Source organism: Citrobacter sp. wls717 (assembly GCF_005280955.1).
In the GTDB taxonomy this organism is placed as follows: domain Bacteria; phylum Pseudomonadota; class Gammaproteobacteria; order Enterobacterales; family Enterobacteriaceae; genus Citrobacter; species Citrobacter werkmanii.
In genome coordinates, this window is sequence record NZ_SZWW01000052.1 from 12,036 (window position 1) to 31,996 (window position 19,961).

Consider the following 19,961-nt stretch of genomic DNA (forward strand, 5'->3'; position numbering starts at 1 on the left):
ACTAAGCTTTACTTGGAGTAAAGCTCGACGATCAGGTGTTCGTTAATGTCCGCAGACAGATCAGAACGCTCCGGCTTACGCTTGAACGTACCTTCCATCTTGCCAGCATCAACTTCCAGCCAGGTTGGCTTTTCACGCTGCTCAGCCAGCTCCAGAGCGGCTTTCACGCGAGACTGCTTCTTCGCTTTCTCACGAATGCTAACAACGTCATTCGGACTAACCTGATAAGAAGCGATGTTAACAACACGACCGTTTACCATAATTGCTTTATGGCTGACCAGCTGACGTGCTTCTGCACGAGTGGCACCGAAGCCCATACGGTATACAACGTTGTCCAGACGACCTTCCAGCAGACCCAACAGGTTTTCACCGGTGTTGCCTTTCAGACGTGCTGCTTCTTTGTAGTAGTTACGGAACTGACGCTCCAGCACACCATAGATACGGCGAACTTTTTGCTTTTCACGCAACTGCACACCATAGTCAGACAGACGCGGTTTACGCGCACCGTGCTGGCCAGGAGCTTGTTCAATTTTACACTTGGTATCGATCGCGCGAACGCCAGACTTAAGGAATAAGTCAGTGCCCTCACGACGGCTCAGCTTGAGCTTAGGACCCAAATATCTTGCCATTTTCTTTCTCCAACAATCCTAGAAACGACAGCGTTATACGCGACGTTTTTTCGGCGGACGACAACCGTTATGAGGGATCGGAGTCACATCAGTAATATTAGTGATGCGGAAACCAGCGGCGTTCAGAGCACGAACAGTAGATTCGCGACCTGGACCCGGTCCTTTGACCATAACTTCCAGATTCTTGATACCGTATTCTTTTACGGCTTCAGCGCAACGCTCTGCTGCAACCTGAGCTGCAAACGGAGTGGATTTGCGAGAACCACGGAAACCGGAACCACCGGCTGTTGCCCAACCCAGTGCGTTACCCTGACGATCAGTAATGGTAACGATGGTGTTGTTAAAAGAAGCATGGATATGAGCCACGCCGTCAGAGACTTGTTTTCTTACACGTTTACGTGCACGAATTGGTGCCTTTGCCATTATTCAATCACCCCGATTATTTCTTGATCGGTTTGCGCGGACCCTTACGGGTACGTGCGTTGGTCTTGGTACGCTGACCGCGAACCGGGAGACCACGACGATGACGCAAACCGCGATAGCAACCAAGGTCCATAAGGCGCTTGATGCTCATGCTAACTTCACGGCGCAGATCACCTTCAACGACAAATTTGGCAACTTCGTCACGCAGCGTGTCGATTTGTTCTTCAGACAGCTCACTGATCTTAACATCTTCAGCGATACCCGCTGCAGCCAGAATGGCTTTAGAACGGGTCTTGCCGACGCCGTAGATCGAAGTTAATGCGATCACAGCATGTTTCTGATCAGGAATGTTAATGCCTGCTATACGGGCCACTATGCACTCCTACTATTTAATATGTACGCACCATGCTGAAAAGCCCGTTTTCAGGATACTCAAATGGAAACGCACAGACATACAAAAGATTGGCTGGCTAATCTAGCCAGCTCAACCCAACTTTGCAAGAAAAATATGCGAATAAATCAGCCTTGGCGCTGTTTATGCTTCGGCTCGGCACTGCAAATCACACGGATGACACCATCACGCTTAACGATTTTGCAGTTACGGCATAATTTCTTGACGGAAGCACGAACTTTCATTTTTACTCTCCGTAACTTCTCGGGCGACTGTTAACGGCCGTAGCCTTTCAGATTCGCCTTCTTCAATGCAGACTCGTACTGACTTGACATCATCAGAGTTTGCACTTGAGCCATAAAGTCCATAATCACGACAACAACGATAAGCAGTGAGGTCCCACCAAAGTAGAACGGTACTTTCATTGCATCACGCATGAACTCCGGGATCAGGCAGATAAAGGTAATGTAGAGCGCACCAACCAAAGTCAGGCGGGTCATTACTTTATCGATATACTTCGCCGTTTGCTCTCCCGGACGAATTCCTGGTACAAATGCACCGGACTTCTTCAGGTTATCTGCTGTTTCACGCGGGTTGAAAACCAACGCCGTGTAGAAGAAACAGAAGAATATGATTGCAGACGCATAGAGTAACACATAAAGCGGTTGCCCAGGCTGCAAATACAGCGAAATTGTTGTCAGCCAGTTCCAACCAGTCCCGCCCCCGAACCATGACGCGATGGTCGCCGGGAACAGAATAATACTGGAAGCGAAGATTGCCGGGATTACCCCCGCCATATTCACTTTCAGCGGTAAATGTGTGCTCTGTGCAGCATAGACACGACGACCTTGCTGACGTTTCGCGTAGTTTACCACAATACGGCGTTGACCACGCTCAACAAATACAACAAAGAACGTCACTGCAAATACTAATACTGCAACCAACAGCAACACGAGGAAGTGCAGGTCGCCTTGACGCGCTTGCTCGATAGTATGGGCAATGGCTGGCGGGAGTCCCGCAACAATACCGGCGAAGATAATGATTGAGATACCGTTGCCGATACCACGTTCAGTAATCTGTTCGCCCAACCACATCAGGAACATAGTCCCTGTAACCAGACTTACAACAGCGGTGAAATAGAATGCAAAGCCTGGATTCATTACCAGGCCCTGCATACCAGGCATATTCGGCAGACCGGTAGCAATACCGATCGACTGGAATATCGCCAGCACCAGAGTACCGTAGCGGGTGTACTGGCTGATCTTACGACGACCAGACTCCCCTTCTTTCTTAATTTCTGCCAGCGTTGGATGAACCACCGTCAGCAGCTGGATAATGATCGACGCCGAAATATACGGCATGATCCCCAGAGCAAAGATAGAAGCACGGCTGAGAGCACCACCAGAGAACATGTTAAACATTTCAATGATGGTGCCTCGCTGTTGCTCAAGCAGTTTGGCAAGTACAGCGGCATCAATACCAGGGATCGGAATGAAAGAGCCAATACGGAACACAATAAGCGCACCGATTACAAACAGCAGTCTGCGTTTCAGCTCGCCTAAGCCACCTTTGGCACTTTGAAAATCTAATCCCGGTTGTTTAGCCATCTGCTACTTATTCCTCGATTTTACCGCCAGCAGCTTCGATAGCAGCACGAGCGCCTTTAGTAACACGCAGGCCACGAACAGTTACCGGAGTAGTGACTTCACCAGCCAGGATCACTTTCGCGAACTCGATCTGGATACCGATAATGTTAGCTGCTTTCAGCGTGTTCAGGTCTACAACACCGCCTTCAACTTTAGCCAGGTCAGACAGACGAACTTCGGCTGTAATCGCTGCTTTACGTGAAGTGAAGCCGAATTTCGGCAGACGACGGTACAGAGGCATCTGACCACCCTCGAAACCGCGACGTACGCCACCGCCAGAACGAGACTTCTGACCTTTGTGACCACGACCACCGGTTTTACCGAGGCCAGAACCGATACCACGACCCAGGCGTTTACCCGCCTTTTTGGAGCCTTCGGCCGGAGACAGAGTATTTAAACGCATCTCTTACTCCTCAACTTTAACCATGAAGGAAACCGCGTTGACCATACCACGAACTGCAGGAGTATCCTCGCGTTCTACGGTGTGACCAATACGACGCAGACCCAGGCCAAGCAGCGTTGCCTTGTGTTTCGGCAGACGACCGATTGCACTGCGGGTTTGAGTAATTTTAATAGTCTTTGCCATGGTTTATTTCCCCAGAATTTCTTCAACGGATTTACCACGCTTGGCAGCGACCATTTCCGGAGATTTCATATTTTCCAGACCGTCGATAGTTGCACGAACCACGTTAATCGGGTTAGTGGAACCATACGCTTTAGCCAGAACGTTACGAACTCCAGCGACTTCCAGAACGGCGCGCATTGCACCACCGGCGATGATACCGGTACCTTCGGAAGCCGGCTGCATGAATACACGAGAACCCGTGTGAGTACCCTTAACCGGGTGCTGCAGGGTGCCGTGGTTCAGCGCGACGTTAATCATATTGCGACGGGCTTTTTCCATCGCTTTCTGGATCGCTGCTGGAACTTCACGCGCTTTACCGTAACCAAAACCAACGCGACCGTTACCATCGCCAACTACAGTCAGAGCTGTGAAGGAGAAAATACGACCACCTTTAACGGTTTTAGATACGCGGTTTACCGCGATCAGCTTTTCCTGCAGTTCGCCAGCTTGTTTTTCGATGTGAGCCATCTTACACCTCTACCTTAGAACTGAAGGCCAGCTTCACGGGCAGCATCTGCCAGTGCCTGGACACGACCATGATATTGGAACCCGGAACGGTCAAAGGACACATCTTTGATGCCTTTTTCCAGAGCGCGTTCGGCGACAGCTTTACCCACAGCTGCTGCAGCGTCTTTGTTACCGGTGTACTTCAGTTGTTCAGCGATAGCTTTTTCTACAGTAGAAGCAGCTACCAGAACTTCAGAACCGTTCGGTGCAATTACCTGTGCGTAAATATGACGCGGGGTACGATGTACCACCAGGCGAGTTGCGCCCAGCTCTTTGAGCTTGCGGCGTGCGCGGGTCGCACGACGGATACGAGCAGATTTCTTATCCATAGTGTTACCTTACTTCTTCTTAGCCTCTTTGGTACGCACGACTTCGTCGGCGTAACGAACACCCTTGCCTTTGTAAGGCTCAGGACGACGGTAGGCGCGCAGATCTGCCGCAACCTGACCGATCAGCTGTTTATCAGCGCCTTTCAGCACGATTTCAGTCTGAGTCGGACATTCTGCAGTGATACCTGCCGGCAGCTGATGATCAACTGGATGAGAGAAACCTAAAGCCAGGTTTACTACATTCCCTTTGACCGCTGCACGATAACCTACACCAACCAGCTGCAGCTTCTTAGTGAAGCCTTCGGTAACACCGACAACCATTGCATTCAGCAGGGCACGCGCGGTACCAGCCTGAGCCCATCCATCTGCGTAACCATCACGCGGACCGAAGGTCAGTGCATTATCTGCATGATTTACTGCAACAGCATCGTTGAGAGTACGAGTCAGCTCGCCGTTTTTACCTTTGATCGTAATAACCTGACCGTTGATTTTTACATCAACGCCGGCAGGAATAACGACCGGTGCTTTAGCAACACGAGACATTTTTTCCTCCGATTAGGCTACGTAGCAGATAATTTCGCCACCAAGACCAGCCTGGCGCGCTGCACGATCAGTCATAACACCTTTAGAGGTAGAAACAACTGCGATACCCATGCCAGCCATAACCTTCGGCAGCTCGTCTTTACGCTTATAAATGCGCAGACCTGGGCGACTGACACGCTGAATGCTTTCTACAACAGCTTTACCCTGGAAATACTTAAGAGTAAGTTCCAGTTCCGGCTTGGTGTCGCCTTCAACTTTAAAATCTTCAATAAAACCTTCTTCCTTCAGCACGTTGGCAATTGCCACTTTCAGCTTGGAGGAAGGCATGGTGACCGCAGCTTTATTCGCGGCCTGACCGTTACGGATACGGGTCAGCATATCCGCGATCGGATCTTGCATGCTCATCTGTCTTTACTCCCGTGATTCAATTGGTAATTACCAGCTAGCCTTTTTCAAGCCTGGTACTTCACCGCGCATAGCGGCTTCACGCAGTTTGATACGGCTCAACCCGAACTTGCCCACATAGCCATGCGGACGACCTGTTTGACGGCAGCGGTTACGCTGACGGGACGGGCTGGAATCACGCGGCAGAGACTGCAGCTTCAGAACTGCGTTCCAACGATCTTCGTCGGTCGCGTTCACATCAGAGATAATAGCTTTCAGTTCAGCGCGTTTTGCGAAGTACTTATCAGCTAAAGCTACGCGCTTTACTTCGCGTGCTTTCATTGATTGCTTAGCCATTCAGTAACCCTACCTTACTTGCGGAACGGGAAGTCAAAGGCAGCCAGCAGAGCACGGCCTTCTTCGTCAGATTTCGCAGTAGTGGTAATGGTAATATCCAAACCACGCACGCGGTCGACTTTATCGTAGTCGATTTCTGGGAAGATGATCTGCTCACGGACACCCATGCTGTAGTTACCACGACCATCGAATGACTTAGCGGACAGGCCACGGAAGTCACGGATACGTGGAACAGCAATAGTGATCAGACGCTCAAAGAACTCCCACATGCGTTCGCCACGCAGAGTTACTTTACAGCCGATCGGATAGCCCTGACGGATTTTGAAGCCTGCAACTGATTTGCGTGCTTTGGTGATCAGCGGTTTTTGACCGGAGATTGCTGTCAGGTCAGCTGCTGCGTTATCCAGCAGTTTCTTGTCAGCGATCGCTTCACCAACACCCATGTTCAGGGTGATCTTCTCGACCCGAGGGACTTGCATGACAGAATTGTAGTTAAACTCAGTCATGAGTTTAGCGACTACTTCGTCTTTGTAGTAATCATGCAGTTTCGCCATCGTACTACTCCAAATTACTTGATAGTTTCGCTGTTAGATTTGAAGAAACGGACTTTTTTGCCGTCTTCGAATCTAAAGCCTACACGGTCAGCCTTGCCGGTTGCCGCGTTGAAGATTGCAACGTTAGAAACCTGAATAGCAGCTTCTTTTTCAACGATGCCGCCTGGTTGGTTCAGAGCCGGAACCGGCTTCTGGTGTTTCTTAACCAGGTTGATACCTTCAACAATGAGCTTGCCGGAAGACAAGACATTCTTAACTTTACCGCGTTTACCTTTATCTTTACCGGTTAACACGATAACTTCGTCATCACGACGGATCTTCGCTGCCATGATTCGCTCCTTAGAGTACTTCTGGTGCCAGAGAGATAATTTTCATGAACTTCTCGTTACGAAGTTCACGAGTTACCGGCCCAAAAATACGCGTACCGATAGGTTGCTCGCTGTTATTGTTTAAAATAACGCATGCATTACCATCGAAGCGAATGACAGAACCGTCCGGGCGACGAACACCCTTCTTGGTGCGCACCACTACCGCCTTCAGCACATCACCTTTTTTGACCTTACCACGCGGAATTGCTTCCTTGATGGTGATCTTGATGATATCGCCGACGCCTGCGTAGCGACGGTGCGAGCCACCCAGAACCTTGATACACATTACGCGACGTGCACCGGAGTTGTCGGCGACGTTCAGCATAGTCTGTTCTTGGATCATTTTAGTGCTCCGCTAATGTCAACTACTACTGAGACCCGAAAATCAGGTCGTTAAAAAAGCCCCATATCGGGGGCGCGGCATTATAACACCGCTCAAACGATATGGGTAGAAAAAATAAACGGCTCATCGCTGAGCCGTTTATTCGTTGAGAATGCCTACTGTATTACAGAACAGCTTTCTCTACAACGCGAACCAGCGTCCAGGACTTAGTCTTGGACAGCGGACGGCATTCGCGGATTTCAACCACGTCACCAGTACCGCATTCGTTGTTCTCGTCATGTACGTGCAGTTTGGTCGTACGCTTAATGAATTTACCGTAGATCGGGTGTTTCACAAAACGTTCGATAGCAACAACGATGGATTTCTCCATTTTATCGCTAACAACGCGACCTTGCAGAGTACGGATTTTATCGGTCATTACGCACCCGCCTTCTCAGTCAGTAAAGTCTTAACGCGTGCGACATCACGACGCACTTGCTTCAACAGGTGAGACTGTTGCAGCTGGCCACTTGCAGCCTGCATACGCAGGTTGAACTGCTCACGCAGCAGATTCAGCAGCTCGGTGTTCAGCTCTTCAACACTCTTCTCACGCAGCTCTTTTGCTTTCATTACATCACCGTCTTAGTTACAAAGGTGGTTTTAATCGGCAGTTTCGCTGCTGCCAGCTTGAATGCTTCACGGGCCAGCTCTTCCGGTACGCCGTCCATTTCATACAGGACTTTACCCGGCTGAATCAAGGCAACCCAATACTCCACGTTACCTTTACCTTTACCCATACGCACTGCCAGCGGCTTTTCAGTGATCGGTTTGTCCGGGAATACACGGATCCAGATCTTACCTTGACGCTTAACTGCACGGGTCATAGCACGACGTGCTGCTTCGATCTGACGGGCAGTCAGACGACCACGGCCAACAGCTTTCAGACCGAAGCTGCCGAAGCTAACATCCGCGCCAGCAGCCAGACCGCGGTTACGGCCTTTGTGCATTTTACGGAATTTTGTACGCTTTGGTTGTAACATCAGCGACGCTCCTTATTTACGGCCTTTACGCTGCTGCTTTTTAGGTTGCGCAGCCGGTTTTTCCGGTTGTTCAACAGCAGCCATACCACCCAGGATCTCGCCTTTGAAGATCCACACTTTAACGCCGATTACACCGTAAGTGGTGTGCGCTTCAGAGGTGTTGTAGTCGATGTCAGCACGCAGAGTGTGCAGCGGTACGCGACCTTCGCGGTACCATTCGGTACGTGCGATTTCCGCGCCGCCCAGACGGCCGCTAACTTCAACTTTAATACCTTTAGCGCCCAGACGCATTGCGTTCTGTACAGCACGCTTCATAGCACGACGGAACATAACGCGACGTTCCAGCTGAGAAGTGATGCTGTCAGCAACCAATTTTGCGTCCAGTTCAGGTTTACGCACTTCGGCGATATTGATCTGGGCAGGAACGCCAGCAATATCAGCTACGACTTTGCGCAGTTTTTCTACGTCTTCGCCTTTCTTACCGATAACGATACCCGGGCGAGCGGTGTGAATGGTCACACGGATGCTCTTAGCCGGACGCTCGATAACGATACGAGATACAGACGCTTTAGCCAGTTCCTTAGTCAGGTACTGACGTACTTTAAAATCGCTGTCCAGGTTGTCAGCGAATTCTTTGGTGTTCGCAAACCAGGTTGAGTTCCATGGTTTTACAATACCCAGGCGAATACCATTAGGATGTACTTTCTGACCCATTGCTAGTCTCCAGAGTCTCAGCGATCGGACACAACCACAGTAATGTGGCTGGTGCGCTTCAGGATGCGATCTGCACGACCTTTTGCACGCGGCATAATGCGCTTCATGCTCGGGCCTTCGTCTACGAAAATTTTCGTAACTTTCAGATCGTCAATGTCAGCGCCATCGTTGTGTTCAGCGTTAGCAATGGCAGATTCCAGGACTTTCTTAACCAGTACAGCCGCTTTCTTATTGGTGTAGGTCAGAATATCCAGAGCCTGCGACACTTTCTTACCGCGAATCAGGTCTGCAACAAGGCGAACCTTCTGAGCAGAAGAACGAGCATGGCGATGTTGAGCTAAAGTTTCCATCTCTTCCTCCTACCTTATTTCTTCTTCGCTTTTTTATCAGCAGCGTGGCCGCGATAAGTACGAGTCGGTGCGAATTCACCCAGTTTGTGACCGACCATTTCGTCGGAAACAAATACCGGAACGTGCTGACGACCATTATGGACAGCGATGGTCAAACCGATCATGTTAGGAAAGATCGTTGAACGACGGGACCAAGTGCGCAGGGGCTTCTTGTCTCCGCTTTCCACCGCTTTCTCTACCTTCTTCAGCAAGTGCAGGTCAATAAAAGGACCTTTCTTGAGAGAACGTGGCATGGCTTATCCTCTAAAATTATTTGCTACGGCGACGTACGATGAATTTATCAGTACGCTTGTTGCTGCGGGTCTTCTTACCTTTGGTCTGAACGCCCCACGGAGTTACCGGGTGCTTACCAAAGTTACGACCTTCACCACCACCATGTGGGTGATCGACTGGGTTCATCGCAGTACCGCGAACGGTAGGACGAACACCACGCCAGCGTGCAGCACCTGCTTTACCCAGAACGCGCAGCATATGCTCAGCATTGCCAACTTCGCCCAGAGTTGCACGGCAGTCTGCTTCGACTTTACGCATTTCACCAGAACGCAGACGCAGGGTGACATAAGCACCATCACGCGCAACGATCTGAACGTAAGTACCAGCGGAACGTGCCAGCTGACCGCCTTTACCTGGTTTCATTTCTACGTTATGAACGGTAGAACCAACCGGGATATTGCGCATCGGCAGGGTGTTACCTGCTTTGATTGCAGCATCAACGCCAGATTGAACCTGGTCGCCAGCTTTCAGGCCTTTAGGGGCCAGAATGTAACGGCGTTCACCGTCTTTGTACAGAACCAGCGCGATGTTCGCGGAGCGGTTCGGATCGTACTCAAGACGTTCAACAATTGCTGGGATACCGTCTTTGTTGCGTTTGAAGTCAACAATACGATAAGCCTGCTTGTGACCACCACCGATGTGACGAGTGGTGATACGGCCATTGTTGTTACGACCACCGGATTTGCTGTTTTTTTCAACCAGCGGAGCAAAAGGTTTGCCCTTGTGCAGCTCTGGGTTGACCACTTTAACAACGTGGCGACGACCCGGAGATGTCGGTTTACATTTAACAACTGCCATTGTATTACTCCTCCGACTTACTCAGCGCCGCCGACGAAGTCCAGATTCTGGCCTTCCTTCAGGGTGACGTAAGCTTTTTTCCAGTCGCTACGACGACCGATACGCTGTCCGTGACGTTTAACTTTCCCTTTAACTACCAGGGTGTTAACGACTTCGACTTCGACTTCAAACAGTTTCTGCACAGCAGCTTTGATCTCTGCTTTGGTCGCGTCTTTAGCAACTTTGAGAACGATGGTGTTAGTTTTTTCCATCGCAGTAGACGCTTTTTCAGAAACGTGCGGTGCGCGCAGCACCTTCAGCAGACGTTCTTCACGAATCATGCCAGCATCTCCTCAACTTGCTTAACAGCATCAGCAGTCATTACGACTTTGTCGAAGGCGATCAGGCTAACCGGGTCGATACCAGTTGCATCGCGTACGTCAACCTTGTGCAGGTTGCGCGCAGCCAGGAACAGGTTTTCGTCCAGCTCACCGGTGATGATCAGCACATCTTCCAGAGCCATGTCTTTCAGTTTCTGTGCCAGCAGCTTAGTTTTAGGCGCTTCTACAGAGAACTTCTCGACAACGATCAGACGATCCTGACGTACCAGTTCGGACAGGATGCTTTTCAGCGCGCCGCGGTACATCTTTTTGTTAACTTTTTGACTGTGGTCCTGCGGGCGAGCAGCGAAGGTCACGCCACCTGAACGCCAGATCGGGCTCTTGATAGAACCTGAACGCGCACGGCCGGTACCTTTCTGGCGCCACGGCTTTTTGCCTGAACCAGTTACTTCAGCACGAGTCTTCTGAGCACGAGTACCCTGACGAGCACCAGCTGCATAAGCAACAACAACCTGGTGAACCAGCGCTTCGTTGAAATCACGACCGAAGGTAGTTTCGGAAACAGTCAGCGCGCTCTGCGCGTCTTTCAATACTAATTCCATTGCTATCCCCTTACGCCTTCACAGCTGGTTTAACGATCAGGTCGCAACCGGTCGCACCCGGAACACCACCTTTAACCAGCAGCAGGTTGCGCTCAGCGTCAACACGTACTACGTCCAGGCTCTGAACGGTTACACGTTCGTTGCCCAGCTGACCTGCCATTTTCTTGCCTTTGAACACTTTGCCCGGAGTCTGGTTCTGACCGATAGAACCCGGAACGCGGTGAGACAAGGAGTTACCGTGAGTAGCGTCCTGGGTACGGAAGTTCCAGCGCTTAACGGTACCAGCGAAACCTTTACCTTTAGAGGTACCGGTTACGTCAACTTTTTTAACGTCAGCAAACAGTTCAACGCTAATGTTCTGACCAACGGTGTATTCTTCACCATCTGCCAGACGGAACTCCCACAGGCCGCGGCCAGCTTCTACGCCAGCTTTAGCAAAGTGGCCAGCTTCCGGCTTAGTTACACGGTTAGCTTTTTTAGCACCGGTGGTAACCTGAACAGCGCGGTAGCCGTCGTTAGCCAGATCTTTAACCTGAGTAACGCGGTTTGCTTCAACTTCGATAACGGTTACTGGGATAGAGACGCCATCTTCAGTGAAGATGCGGGTCATACCCACTTTTTTACCGACTAAACCAATCATTGTATCAACCTCTCAATCGCTCGATGACCTGATTAACCCAGGCTGATCTGCACGTCTACACCGGCAGCCAGGTCCAGACGCATCAGAGCATCAACGGTTTTTTCAGTTGGCTCAACGATGTCAACCAGACGCTTGTGAGTACGGATCTCGTACTGATCACGCGCGTCTTTGTTAACGTGCGGAGAGATCAGAACGGTGAAACGCTCTTTGCGGGTCGGCAGCGGGATCGGACCACGAACCTGCGCACCAGTGCGCTTGGCAGTCTCGACGATTTCCGCGGTTGATTGATCGATCAGACGATGATCAAACGCTTTCAAACGGATACGGATTCTTTGGTTCTGCATGAGACCAGAGCTCCAATTATTTTATAGACGAAATAGTTACTCCTCAAACCCATTACGATTGATGGGAGAGTGTAACCGTTCTTACAGAGTTCCCCGATTGGGAACATTGTCAGATAGTCAAATCGACTATCAGTGGCTCATATCGAACCAGCCGTCAATTAAGACAAGCCCGCGCATTATACGTATCTGCGGGCTTAATGCAAGTGAAGTTGTATCGATAATAACCAACCTTTCGCAGAACGACGTTATTGCTGGTCAATTTCCGCTATGGCCTGCTTCACTCGCGCTTTGAGATCCCCGTTTTGAACAGGCTCGTCAGGCGCTGACGGTTCTTCGCTGCGCATATCATCCGCGCCTTCTTCTTCAACGGTCTCTTCCGGTTCCGGCAGCGGCTGCTGCTTATATATATAGTGCGCGTCAGACAGACGAAAGTTCGGCGGCACGGCTGGCGTCGCGGTATGCTGAATAAACGCGCTATGCGTATAGTAGCCTATGATTACCATGCCAATGCTCAACCCCAGCCATGAAAGCGCGATACGCGCGCCCCGCCATAACGTAAGCGGCATATCTGGACGGTCAAAACGCAGGTTTTCACCACAATAATATTCATGAGCCGTTTTCATGCTTTCCCTCCGTCATGCATCAGTTTTGGGCTTTCATCCAGCGCCTGCCATAGACGAATAAGAGTAAGCCGCCCTACCATACCGTCAGCCTTAATCTTATTTTGCATTTGAAACTGGCGGACTTTTTCCGATAAAAGAGGACTCCACTCTCCCGTGCTCTCAGCCTCAACATTCAACACGCGACTCAGCATCATATCCAGCCAGAGAATGTCGTCGACGCTGCTTTTCTTCATGATGCTCACATTACCGTCTGGTGAAGGTTTCCACATTAGCGTGTAATTCCCTTGCCACACTTCACTGAACCAGGCTTTATCCATAATCCATGTACCAGCGCCCGACTGGGCAGTGATGGTCTGGTTGCTTTCTCCAATCACGACAACAGGTATAAGGCTATTATCTACCTTTAGCGTTGCTATCCAGGGGAGTTGCTGGGCCAGAAGCGTTTCCAGCGTATCAGTGCCCGACAGGCAAACCAAACCCGCCCGGTACGCCTGATCGCACCATGCTTCCCCTTTATTGACTTCATATCCCCAGACGCTGTAAAGCCGCGCGAGCGACTCATTAGTTGACATAATCGTTGACGTCAGCGTTGTGGAAGAAAGTGATGCAGCCGATGGCTGTCCTGCAGGCCATATGCTGGCTATGGGCGGCAACCATCTGTCAAGCAATGGACTGAAGTGCCAGCCAGCGCTACCACATAGCGCCGCGACGACAACCACTGCCAGACACGTCCCCCCGGTTCGACGAGGCGCAGGCAGACAACGCAGCGCTTCACGTTGCTGAAGCGGCGTGATGCTGGTTTGTTGTTCACCCTGTTTCGTTTTATTACGCGTAAGATTCCACCCGACACGCGCCGCCAGATGCAGATTACCGCGGCAACGTTTCTTGATATGTCGGATAAATGTCTCAGGAAGGGCATCTTTGCCCTCCTGTTCCGTTTCGATACAGGGTGCGATTACCCTACGGTAATCCTCAATATCCGGGATGGGTACGTCGAACCAGAGCGGATGCTTCGTACGCAACTGGCGCTGCTGTCTCAGACTGTATCTACCGGTTACTAGCAGCCGGGCCTTCGGCATTATGGCGATAAACGCCTTAACCGTTGCAGTAATACCGGTTGTGACCTGATGTCCGTCTTCCAAAATAAACAGAGGCTTATCGCATGCCTTAACGGTTATCAGACCAAGTAATTCGCTCCAGATCGTCTCGCCAGAAAATGACCGTCCGGTTAAACAGCCCACCTTTTGCGTATCTGCGATAACCTGCCATTCCCACCTATAACCTTTTCTATTTACAGGTGCCAGAGTTAGCACCCGATGTGGCCATAACGCTTCTACACTGCGTGCAAGCGTGCTTTTTCCGGTGCCTTTTGCCCCATGTAATACCAGCCATTGTTCGTTCAAAAACGCGGAAAGGATATTATCCCGCAACAGTTGCTGGCGGGAGGTCAAAACAGAAATGAACTCATCCATGAACATTCATATTTTCCATAAAATTTATTATTTCCTAAAGTAGGAACGTGGGAGCCAAAACGCTTGTCGCCTGGCGGCAGGATAAATATATTATCGTTATCATTAACAAGAAACAGATTAACTTGTTAGTTATTCTTAATCATAATTTTATGAAAACTATCCGCCACGTATTCAAAAGCACGCTATTTTATCATGGCGCCTACCTCATAGTGATATTTGCAAGCGTTATATGTATTTTCGCTTGTATACATAAAGGATATGAACAGTGGTTTGAAAACAAAACATTGCGGACAGCATCAAGTCAAATTCATCAGGAGAATATCTCAAACAGAAAACAAAAATGGCATTTATCATCCGTGCCCTTAGATGCAGATATGAATGTTTCCCCCCATCAACAATCGCATGCGCAAGAGGCATTGCTGTCCGGGGTCGTTGTCAGCGGAATTATTCATAGTTCAAATAAATCCATTTCCCGCGCAATCTTGCAGGAAAATGGTGAGCAAAATGTTTATGCCATTAATGATTATCTGAAGTCCTCCAGCAAAATACGTGTTACGGGTATTACAAAGAATCAGATAATGTTTTCTTCTGGTGAGCAAACACTGCAACTGACATTGCTTGCTGAACTGGCACAACTGTCCAGGTCTCAGGGGGCGGTAGCATCCCGGCAAGAGCAACTAGCGGTAACGCTGGCTGATTTCATTGATGCCAGTCCTGTAGTGGATAAGAACACTTTACGTGGTTTACGCCTTCTACCACGAAAGCAGGTTCAGTTTTTTAAGCATTCTTCCCTCGAACCTGGGGATATAGCCATTCAGCTAAATAATATCAAGTTGACTCAACAGGCAAATTTAGGCAAAGCACAAAATGCGCTTAAGCACCTTAAAATGGCTCAGTTCACCGTCTTACGTAATGCTTCGCCACGGTTAATTAATGTTTCAGTTCAACAATTCCAGGATGGAAAGGAAGACTAAATGGAGAGAACTGTTTTACATCGACGACTGAAAAGTTGGTCGTTGATACTTTTACTCGCAGCCTCCTGCCGCTCTGCATTCGCAGTCGATTATACCGCTAACTTTGACAATGCGGACATTCAGACATTTGTCAATATTGTCGGCCAAAATATGGGTAAAACCATTCTGATTGATCCCGATGTTAAGGCTTCAATATCTGTCAGAAGCAATGATACCTTCAATGAGGATGAATATTATCAGTTTTTCCTGAGCGTACTGGATCTCTACGGTTTCTCAATTATTACTCTTGATAATGGGTTACTTAAGGTAGTGCGTTCAGAGCAAGTCAAAACAATGCCAGGAAGACTCATTAGCGGGACGAAACCCGGCAAAGGAGATGAACTGGTGACGCGTATTGTGTCACTGGAAAACGTTCCTGCTCGCGTATTGTCCCCCTTGCTTCGACAAATGCTTGATGGCGGTAAGGTCGGTAATGTTGTGCATTACGAACCTTCAAATGCATTGATCATCACCGGCAAAGCCTCAACCGTCAATCGTCTGTTGGAGGTGGTTAAACGTGTCGATGTGATGGGTGATGCCAAAGAACAGATTTTCACACTGAAGTATGCCTCAGCGACCGACCTGGCCGACGTCCTCAATGACCTGGCGCGAGAAAATGGCAAAGAGGCTAAACCGGCCACACTTCAGACGCGCATCGTTGCAGATAAACGTAGTAATGCGTTAATTGTCAGCGGTTCCGATCGTGCCCGGGCGCGCATGGCACAACTTATTTCCCGGTTGGATACGCAAGATCAAGGTGAAGGCAACACCCGTGTCTGGTATTTGAAATATGCCAAAGCAGATAAACTGGTTGAAGTTTTAACCGGCGTCACGCAAAAGATGAAGGATGAAAAAAGCAGCGCTTCAAAATCATCTGCCAGCAGCAGCAATAACGATATATCCATCACGGCAGATGAACAAACCAACTCGCTGGTTATTACCGCAGACCAAAGTATTCTCCAGCAGTTAGAAGATGTCATCGCCAAACTGGACATTCGCCGCGCCCAGGTCCTGGTCGAAGCTATCATCGTGGAAGTTCAGGATGGTAAAGGCATTAATCTGGGGGTCCAGTGGGCCAACAAAAACGTCGGCGTACAGCAGTTTACCAAGACCAATCTTCCCATTTTCAATGCCGCACAAGGGGTTCAAGAATTCAAGAGACAGGGCGGTACCACCAGCGATAACCCTGCATATGATTTGTTCAGTAACTTCAATGGCCTTGCCGCAGGATTCTTCAACGGCGACTGGGGGGTTCTCCTTACCGCGCTGAGTAGCAATAGCAAGAATGATATTCTTTCTACTCCGAGTATCGTGACACTCGATAACAAAGAGGCATCTTTCAACGCCGGGCAAGACGTTCCGGTGCTTTCCGGGTCGCAAACCACCTCGGGCGATAATATTTACAGCACCGTCGAACGTAAGACAGTCGGCACTAAGCTAAAGGTTACGCCGCAAATCAATGAAGGCGATTCCGTATTAATGGAAATTGAGCAAGAGGTGTCCAGTGTCGATTCTACGGCAACCTCATCCACTCTCGGCCCTACATTTAATACCCGTACTATTCAAAACGCCGTCCTGGTAAAAAGCGGTGAAACCGTGGTATTGGGCGGATTGATGGATGACTCAAGTAAACAAGAGGTTTCGAAAGTTCCCTTACTGGGTGATATCCCCCTCATTGGGCAACTTTTTCGCTATACCTCAAATGAAAAAAATAAACGCAACTTGATGGTGTTCATCCGACCAACCATCATCAGAGATGATGAAGTCTACCATTCGCTTTCGAGGGATAAATATACTGGCTTCAAGGAGATGCAACAAAACAGGAGTAGCAAGCAAAACGGTAGCCTGATTGATGTCGATGCCATTGAATCATTAGATGACCACGCATTTGACTCCTCTGTGGCCACACCAGCTAAGTCAAACAGCAAAAATCCGTTCCATAACGGCAGTGCAAAATGACAGCCTTTACGTGGAAAAAAGCACAGCGATACGGTATTGCCGTACAGCAGGAAGAGCTGATTTATGCTGAAAATACCTCGCTTGAATCTATGCTGGACGTAGCCGCAACAGCGCCTGAATGTAGCCGGTTTACCCGGCTCTCTGCGCAACAGTTTGAGGAAAAACTCGAGCACCTGTATCAACAGAACAGCGGCACTGCCCAGTTGATCGCAGAAGATATGAATAACCTTGATGATCTCAACATTCTTTCTGAGGAGATTCAGTCCAATGAAGATCTGCTTAACGAACAATCCGATGCGCCGGTCATACGACTGATTAATGCCGTACTCAGTGAAGCAATCAAGGAACATGCATCCGATATTCATATCGAAGTATTTGAGAAAACGATGGGGATCCGCTTTCGCGTCGATGGCGTTCTGCGTCCAGTGGTTCAGCCTAATAAAAAGCTGGCGGCCCTGCTGATCTCACGTATTAAAGTGATGGCCAAGCTGGATATTGCCGAAAAGCGCCTGCCACAGGATGGTCGCATAACGTTAAAAATAGGCCAGAGAAATGTGGATGTGCGCGTCTCTACGCTCCCCTCACAGCATGGCGAACGTGTCGTTTTGCGTCTGCTGGATAAAACCAGCCTGCGGTTATCAATCGATAAGCTGGATATGTCAGCAGAAGACACACGCAGCCTGAAAGATCTGATTGCCCTCCCCCACGGCATTATTCTGGTCACCGGCCCAACGGGTTCAGGAAAAAGTACCACGCTATACGCCATCCTTTCCGCACTGAATAGCCCGGAGCGTAACGTCCTCACCGTTGAAGATCCGATTGAATATGAACTGGAAGGGATAGGTCAAACGCAGGTCAATAGTCGCGTAGATATGTCTTTTGCCCGTGGGCTACGCGCCATTTTACGTCAGGATCCTGATGTCGTGATGGTAGGTGAAATTCGCGACGCCGAAACAGCGCAGATTGCTGTTCAGGCGTCGTTGACCGGACATCTGGTTCTTTCGACTCTCCATACAAACAGCGCCAGCGGAGCCGTAACACGATTGCGGGATATGGGGGTGGAATCGTTTCTGCTTTCTTCATCACTTGTCGGGGTTATTGCCCAGCGTCTGGTAAGACGACTGTGTAACCACTGCAAAATACCGCGCCCCGCCACCCACCAGCAACAACAACTCCTGCTGGCTCAAGGGGTCAATACCTCTCAGGTCTGGCATGCCGGGGGCTGCGAGGCATGCAGGCATAGCGGCTATCAGGGGCGACTGGCAATTCACGAGCTGTTACTTGTTACGCCTGAACTGCGCGAAGCCATTCACACAGAGACCAACGAACAGCATCTGGAGCAAATTCAGCGTCGTCACCATCGTAGTTTGCTGGCAAACGGTCTCCGCGTCGCCGCAGAAGGCATTACATCGCTGGAGGAGGTGCTAAGAGTGACATCGGAAGGGCAAACACCGACGGAGCAGCCTGAATGAAATATTGCTGGACCGCAACAGATGTGAAGGGAAATCGTATTACGGGCGTTAGCGAGGCCGCAAGCGAACGGGACATGGTGGCGCAACTGCGTAGCCAGGCCCTATTGCCGCAAACGATAAAACCCCAACGACGCGCGATCCCCCTGAAGACCCTCCCTGCACGAGTCAGTCACAGTGAATTAACGCTTTTTACGCGTCAGATTGCAACGCTAATCGCCGCAGCATTACCGCTGGATGAAGCCCTCGACGTGGTTCGGCAACAAAAAGAAAATAAGAAACTTGCCGATGTGATTACGACTCTTCGGCAGTCCATTCTTGAAGGACAATCACTGTCAACTGCGATGCAGGCGTATCCCCGCCTGTTTGATGCCGTCTTTTGTACGCTCGTTAAAGCGGGCGAAACGGTGGGTCAGTTAGGCGCAGTTCTGGAAAGACTGGCGGATTTTAACGAAGCGCGCCAGCGAATGCGCAGCAAGCTTACGCAGGCTTTAATCTATCCTTCCCTGCTCACTACGGTCGCTATTCTGGTGGTTATTATTTTGCTCACCACCGTGGTGCCTAAAGTTGCAGCGCAGTTTATCCACCTCAAACACGCATTGCCGCTCACCACTCGGATCCTGCTCGCGATCAGCAATTTTTTGTCGGCATATGGCCCTTGGATCCTGCTCACCCTCATTGGCGGTGGCTGCCTGTTTTCTTTCTGGCTTAAACAAAAGGGAAACCGGCATCGATTTCACCGTTGGTTAATTCAGTTTCGCTTAACGTCGCCTTTAGTATGCGCCATCAATAGCGCTCGCTACTTACGCGCCCTGAGCATTCTTAACAGCAGCGGCGTTCCTCTTTTACAAGCTATGTCGCTTTCCGCTGAGGGGGTGAGTAATCAGGAAATACGCCAGCGTCTGGGTGAAGCGGCTGAGAGCGTTCGCCAGGGCAACAGCGTTAGCCAGTCGCTGGAGAAGACGAAGATTTTTCCCGCGATGATGCTCTACATGATCGCCTCCGGGGAAAAAAGCGGTCAGCTTGGAGAACTCATGCAGCGGGCAACAGAAAATCAGGAAATCCAGCTACAAAACCGCATCGCACTGACGCTGGCAATTTTTGAACCTGCGTTGATCGTTGTGATGGCGATGATCGTTTTGTTCATTGTCGTCTCGGTTATGCAGCCAATTTTACAACTTAACTCATTAATGAACTAAGGAAAGG

32 protein-coding genes are annotated in these 19,961 nt (G+C 49.9%); 4 read left to right on the top strand and 28 right to left on the bottom strand.

The genetic code is table 11. The annotated features are described in order from the left end of the window. Positions 1 to 8: 8 nt before the first annotated feature. The 28 genes from rpsD to FDX09_RS19825 form a co-directional block, all read right to left on the bottom strand. Complete coding sequence (rpsD, locus tag FDX09_RS19690) at positions 9 to 629, bottom strand: 30S ribosomal protein S4 (protein ID WP_003031138.1); 621 nt, start codon at positions 627 to 629, stop codon at positions 9 to 11. Between the two features lie 33 nt (positions 630 to 662). Then, positions 663 to 1,052 carry a 30S ribosomal protein S11 gene (gene rpsK / locus FDX09_RS19695; RefSeq protein ID WP_003031137.1) on the bottom strand — a complete coding sequence of 130 codons (390 nt, stop codon included), beginning with the start codon at positions 1,050 to 1,052 and terminating at the stop codon, positions 663 to 665. A gap of 16 nt (positions 1,053 to 1,068) precedes the next feature. Then, the gene (gene rpsM / locus FDX09_RS19700; protein ID WP_003031135.1) at positions 1,069 to 1,425 is read right to left on the bottom strand and encodes a 30S ribosomal protein S13; all 357 of its coding nucleotides are present in this window, start codon (positions 1,423 to 1,425) and stop codon (positions 1,069 to 1,071) included. A 146-nt stretch (positions 1,426 to 1,571) separates the two neighbouring features. Beyond that, on the bottom strand, positions 1,572 to 1,688 hold the full coding sequence (gene rpmJ / locus FDX09_RS19705) for a 50S ribosomal protein L36 (protein ID WP_000868187.1): 117 nt from the start codon (positions 1,686 to 1,688) through the stop codon (positions 1,572 to 1,574). A gap of 30 nt (positions 1,689 to 1,718) precedes the next feature. Further along, the gene (secY, locus tag FDX09_RS19710) at positions 1,719 to 3,050 is read right to left on the bottom strand and encodes a preprotein translocase subunit SecY (RefSeq protein WP_001118864.1); all 1,332 of its coding nucleotides are present in this window, start codon (positions 3,048 to 3,050) and stop codon (positions 1,719 to 1,721) included. Positions 3,051 to 3,057: 7 nt separating this feature from the next. Next, positions 3,058 to 3,492: a 50S ribosomal protein L15 gene (rplO, locus tag FDX09_RS19715; RefSeq protein WP_001238917.1), complete on the bottom strand. Its 435-nt coding sequence runs from the start codon at positions 3,490 to 3,492 to the stop codon at positions 3,058 to 3,060. Positions 3,493 to 3,495: 3 nt separating this feature from the next. Next, on the bottom strand, positions 3,496 to 3,675 hold the full coding sequence (rpmD, locus tag FDX09_RS19720) for a 50S ribosomal protein L30 (RefSeq protein ID WP_001140434.1): 180 nt from the start codon (positions 3,673 to 3,675) through the stop codon (positions 3,496 to 3,498). Positions 3,676 to 3,678: 3 nt separating this feature from the next. Then, positions 3,679 to 4,182, bottom strand: coding sequence for a 30S ribosomal protein S5 (gene rpsE / locus FDX09_RS19725; protein ID WP_003031131.1), 504 nt, complete (start codon positions 4,180 to 4,182; stop codon positions 3,679 to 3,681). A 14-nt stretch (positions 4,183 to 4,196) separates the two neighbouring features. Beyond that, entirely contained in the window at positions 4,197 to 4,550 is a 354-nt protein-coding gene (rplR, locus tag FDX09_RS19730; protein ID WP_000358956.1) for a 50S ribosomal protein L18, read from the bottom strand. 9 nt (positions 4,551 to 4,559) lie between these two features. Then, entirely contained in the window at positions 4,560 to 5,093 is a 534-nt protein-coding gene (rplF, locus tag FDX09_RS19735; RefSeq protein WP_006687355.1) for a 50S ribosomal protein L6, read from the bottom strand. 12 nt (positions 5,094 to 5,105) lie between these two features. Continuing rightward, entirely contained in the window at positions 5,106 to 5,498 is a 393-nt protein-coding gene (gene rpsH, locus FDX09_RS19740; RefSeq protein ID WP_003031127.1) for a 30S ribosomal protein S8, read from the bottom strand. A gap of 30 nt (positions 5,499 to 5,528) precedes the next feature. Then, entirely contained in the window at positions 5,529 to 5,834 is a 306-nt protein-coding gene (gene rpsN / locus FDX09_RS19745; protein WP_003031125.1) for a 30S ribosomal protein S14, read from the bottom strand. A 14-nt stretch (positions 5,835 to 5,848) separates the two neighbouring features. Beyond that, positions 5,849 to 6,388, bottom strand: a complete 540-nt coding sequence (rplE, locus tag FDX09_RS19750) for a 50S ribosomal protein L5 (RefSeq protein WP_003031123.1) — start codon at positions 6,386 to 6,388, stop codon at positions 5,849 to 5,851. A gap of 14 nt (positions 6,389 to 6,402) precedes the next feature. Continuing rightward, entirely contained in the window at positions 6,403 to 6,717 is a 315-nt protein-coding gene (gene rplX / locus FDX09_RS19755; RefSeq protein WP_004106345.1) for a 50S ribosomal protein L24, read from the bottom strand. 10 nt (positions 6,718 to 6,727) lie between these two features. Further along, positions 6,728 to 7,099 (bottom strand): 50S ribosomal protein L14, encoded by a 372-nt coding sequence (rplN, locus tag FDX09_RS19760; RefSeq protein WP_000613954.1) that lies wholly within the window; start codon positions 7,097 to 7,099, stop codon positions 6,728 to 6,730. A 163-nt stretch (positions 7,100 to 7,262) separates the two neighbouring features. Continuing rightward, a complete protein-coding gene (gene rpsQ / locus FDX09_RS19765; RefSeq protein ID WP_003031120.1) occupies positions 7,263 to 7,517 on the bottom strand; it encodes a 30S ribosomal protein S17 in 255 nt (84 codons plus the stop codon). Further along, positions 7,517 to 7,708, bottom strand: a complete 192-nt coding sequence (gene rpmC, locus FDX09_RS19770; protein WP_000644742.1) for a 50S ribosomal protein L29 — start codon at positions 7,706 to 7,708, stop codon at positions 7,517 to 7,519. The genes rpsQ and rpmC overlap by 1 nt, the downstream gene beginning before the upstream one ends. Then, positions 7,708 to 8,118 (bottom strand): 50S ribosomal protein L16, encoded by a 411-nt coding sequence (gene rplP / locus FDX09_RS19775; RefSeq protein ID WP_000941208.1) that lies wholly within the window; start codon positions 8,116 to 8,118, stop codon positions 7,708 to 7,710. The genes rpmC and rplP overlap by 1 nt, the downstream gene beginning before the upstream one ends. 12 nt (positions 8,119 to 8,130) lie before the next feature. Continuing rightward, a complete protein-coding gene (rpsC, locus tag FDX09_RS19780; RefSeq protein WP_000529945.1) occupies positions 8,131 to 8,832 on the bottom strand; it encodes a 30S ribosomal protein S3 in 702 nt (233 codons plus the stop codon). A gap of 17 nt (positions 8,833 to 8,849) precedes the next feature. After that, on the bottom strand, positions 8,850 to 9,182 hold the full coding sequence (gene rplV, locus FDX09_RS19785) for a 50S ribosomal protein L22 (RefSeq protein ID WP_000448832.1): 333 nt from the start codon (positions 9,180 to 9,182) through the stop codon (positions 8,850 to 8,852). 14 nt (positions 9,183 to 9,196) lie between these two features. Then, positions 9,197 to 9,475: a 30S ribosomal protein S19 gene (gene rpsS, locus FDX09_RS19790; RefSeq protein WP_001138115.1), complete on the bottom strand. Its 279-nt coding sequence runs from the start codon at positions 9,473 to 9,475 to the stop codon at positions 9,197 to 9,199. 16 nt (positions 9,476 to 9,491) lie between these two features. Continuing rightward, on the bottom strand, positions 9,492 to 10,313 hold the full coding sequence (gene rplB / locus FDX09_RS19795) for a 50S ribosomal protein L2 (protein WP_038634702.1): 822 nt from the start codon (positions 10,311 to 10,313) through the stop codon (positions 9,492 to 9,494). A 17-nt stretch (positions 10,314 to 10,330) separates the two neighbouring features. After that, the gene (rplW, locus tag FDX09_RS19800) at positions 10,331 to 10,633 is read right to left on the bottom strand and encodes a 50S ribosomal protein L23 (protein ID WP_000617546.1); all 303 of its coding nucleotides are present in this window, start codon (positions 10,631 to 10,633) and stop codon (positions 10,331 to 10,333) included. Beyond that, positions 10,630 to 11,235 carry a 50S ribosomal protein L4 gene (gene rplD, locus FDX09_RS19805; protein ID WP_000424395.1) on the bottom strand — a complete coding sequence of 202 codons (606 nt, stop codon included), beginning with the start codon at positions 11,233 to 11,235 and terminating at the stop codon, positions 10,630 to 10,632. The genes rplW and rplD overlap by 4 nt, the downstream gene beginning before the upstream one ends. A 10-nt stretch (positions 11,236 to 11,245) precedes the next feature. Beyond that, positions 11,246 to 11,875, bottom strand: coding sequence for a 50S ribosomal protein L3 (gene rplC, locus FDX09_RS19810; protein ID WP_003031117.1), 630 nt, complete (start codon positions 11,873 to 11,875; stop codon positions 11,246 to 11,248). A gap of 32 nt (positions 11,876 to 11,907) precedes the next feature. After that, positions 11,908 to 12,219 carry a 30S ribosomal protein S10 gene (gene rpsJ, locus FDX09_RS19815; protein ID WP_001181005.1) on the bottom strand — a complete coding sequence of 104 codons (312 nt, stop codon included), beginning with the start codon at positions 12,217 to 12,219 and terminating at the stop codon, positions 11,908 to 11,910. Positions 12,220 to 12,464: 245 nt separating this feature from the next. After that, positions 12,465 to 12,842, bottom strand: a complete 378-nt coding sequence (locus tag FDX09_RS19820) for a hypothetical protein (RefSeq protein ID WP_137347742.1) — start codon at positions 12,840 to 12,842, stop codon at positions 12,465 to 12,467. Beyond that, positions 12,839 to 14,320, bottom strand: coding sequence for a peptidoglycan-binding domain-containing protein (locus FDX09_RS19825; RefSeq protein ID WP_137347743.1), 1,482 nt, complete (start codon positions 14,318 to 14,320; stop codon positions 12,839 to 12,841). Before FDX09_RS19825 ends, FDX09_RS19820 begins: the two co-directional genes overlap by 4 nt. Positions 14,321 to 14,361: 41 nt before the next feature. Here FDX09_RS19825 and FDX09_RS19830 point away from each other — a divergent pair, with 41 nt between their 5' ends. Genes FDX09_RS19830 through gspF form a run of 4 tightly spaced genes read left to right on the top strand, consistent with a single transcriptional unit; the run spans position 14,362 to position 19,954 of the window. Then, on the top strand, positions 14,362 to 15,288 hold the full coding sequence (locus FDX09_RS19830) for a hypothetical protein (RefSeq protein ID WP_137347744.1): 927 nt from the start codon (positions 14,362 to 14,364) through the stop codon (positions 15,286 to 15,288). Next, positions 15,289 to 17,286: a type II secretion system secretin GspD gene (gene gspD / locus FDX09_RS19835; protein WP_137347745.1), complete on the top strand. Its 1,998-nt coding sequence runs from the start codon at positions 15,289 to 15,291 to the stop codon at positions 17,284 to 17,286. Beyond that, entirely contained in the window at positions 17,283 to 18,758 is a 1,476-nt protein-coding gene (gspE, locus tag FDX09_RS19840) for a type II secretion system ATPase GspE (RefSeq protein ID WP_121529622.1), read from the top strand. Before gspD ends, gspE begins: the two co-directional genes overlap by 4 nt. Further along, positions 18,755 to 19,954, top strand: coding sequence for a type II secretion system inner membrane protein GspF (gene gspF, locus FDX09_RS19845; protein ID WP_069325302.1), 1,200 nt, complete (start codon positions 18,755 to 18,757; stop codon positions 19,952 to 19,954). The genes gspE and gspF overlap by 4 nt, the downstream gene beginning before the upstream one ends. Positions 19,955 to 19,961: the final 7 nt, after the last annotated feature.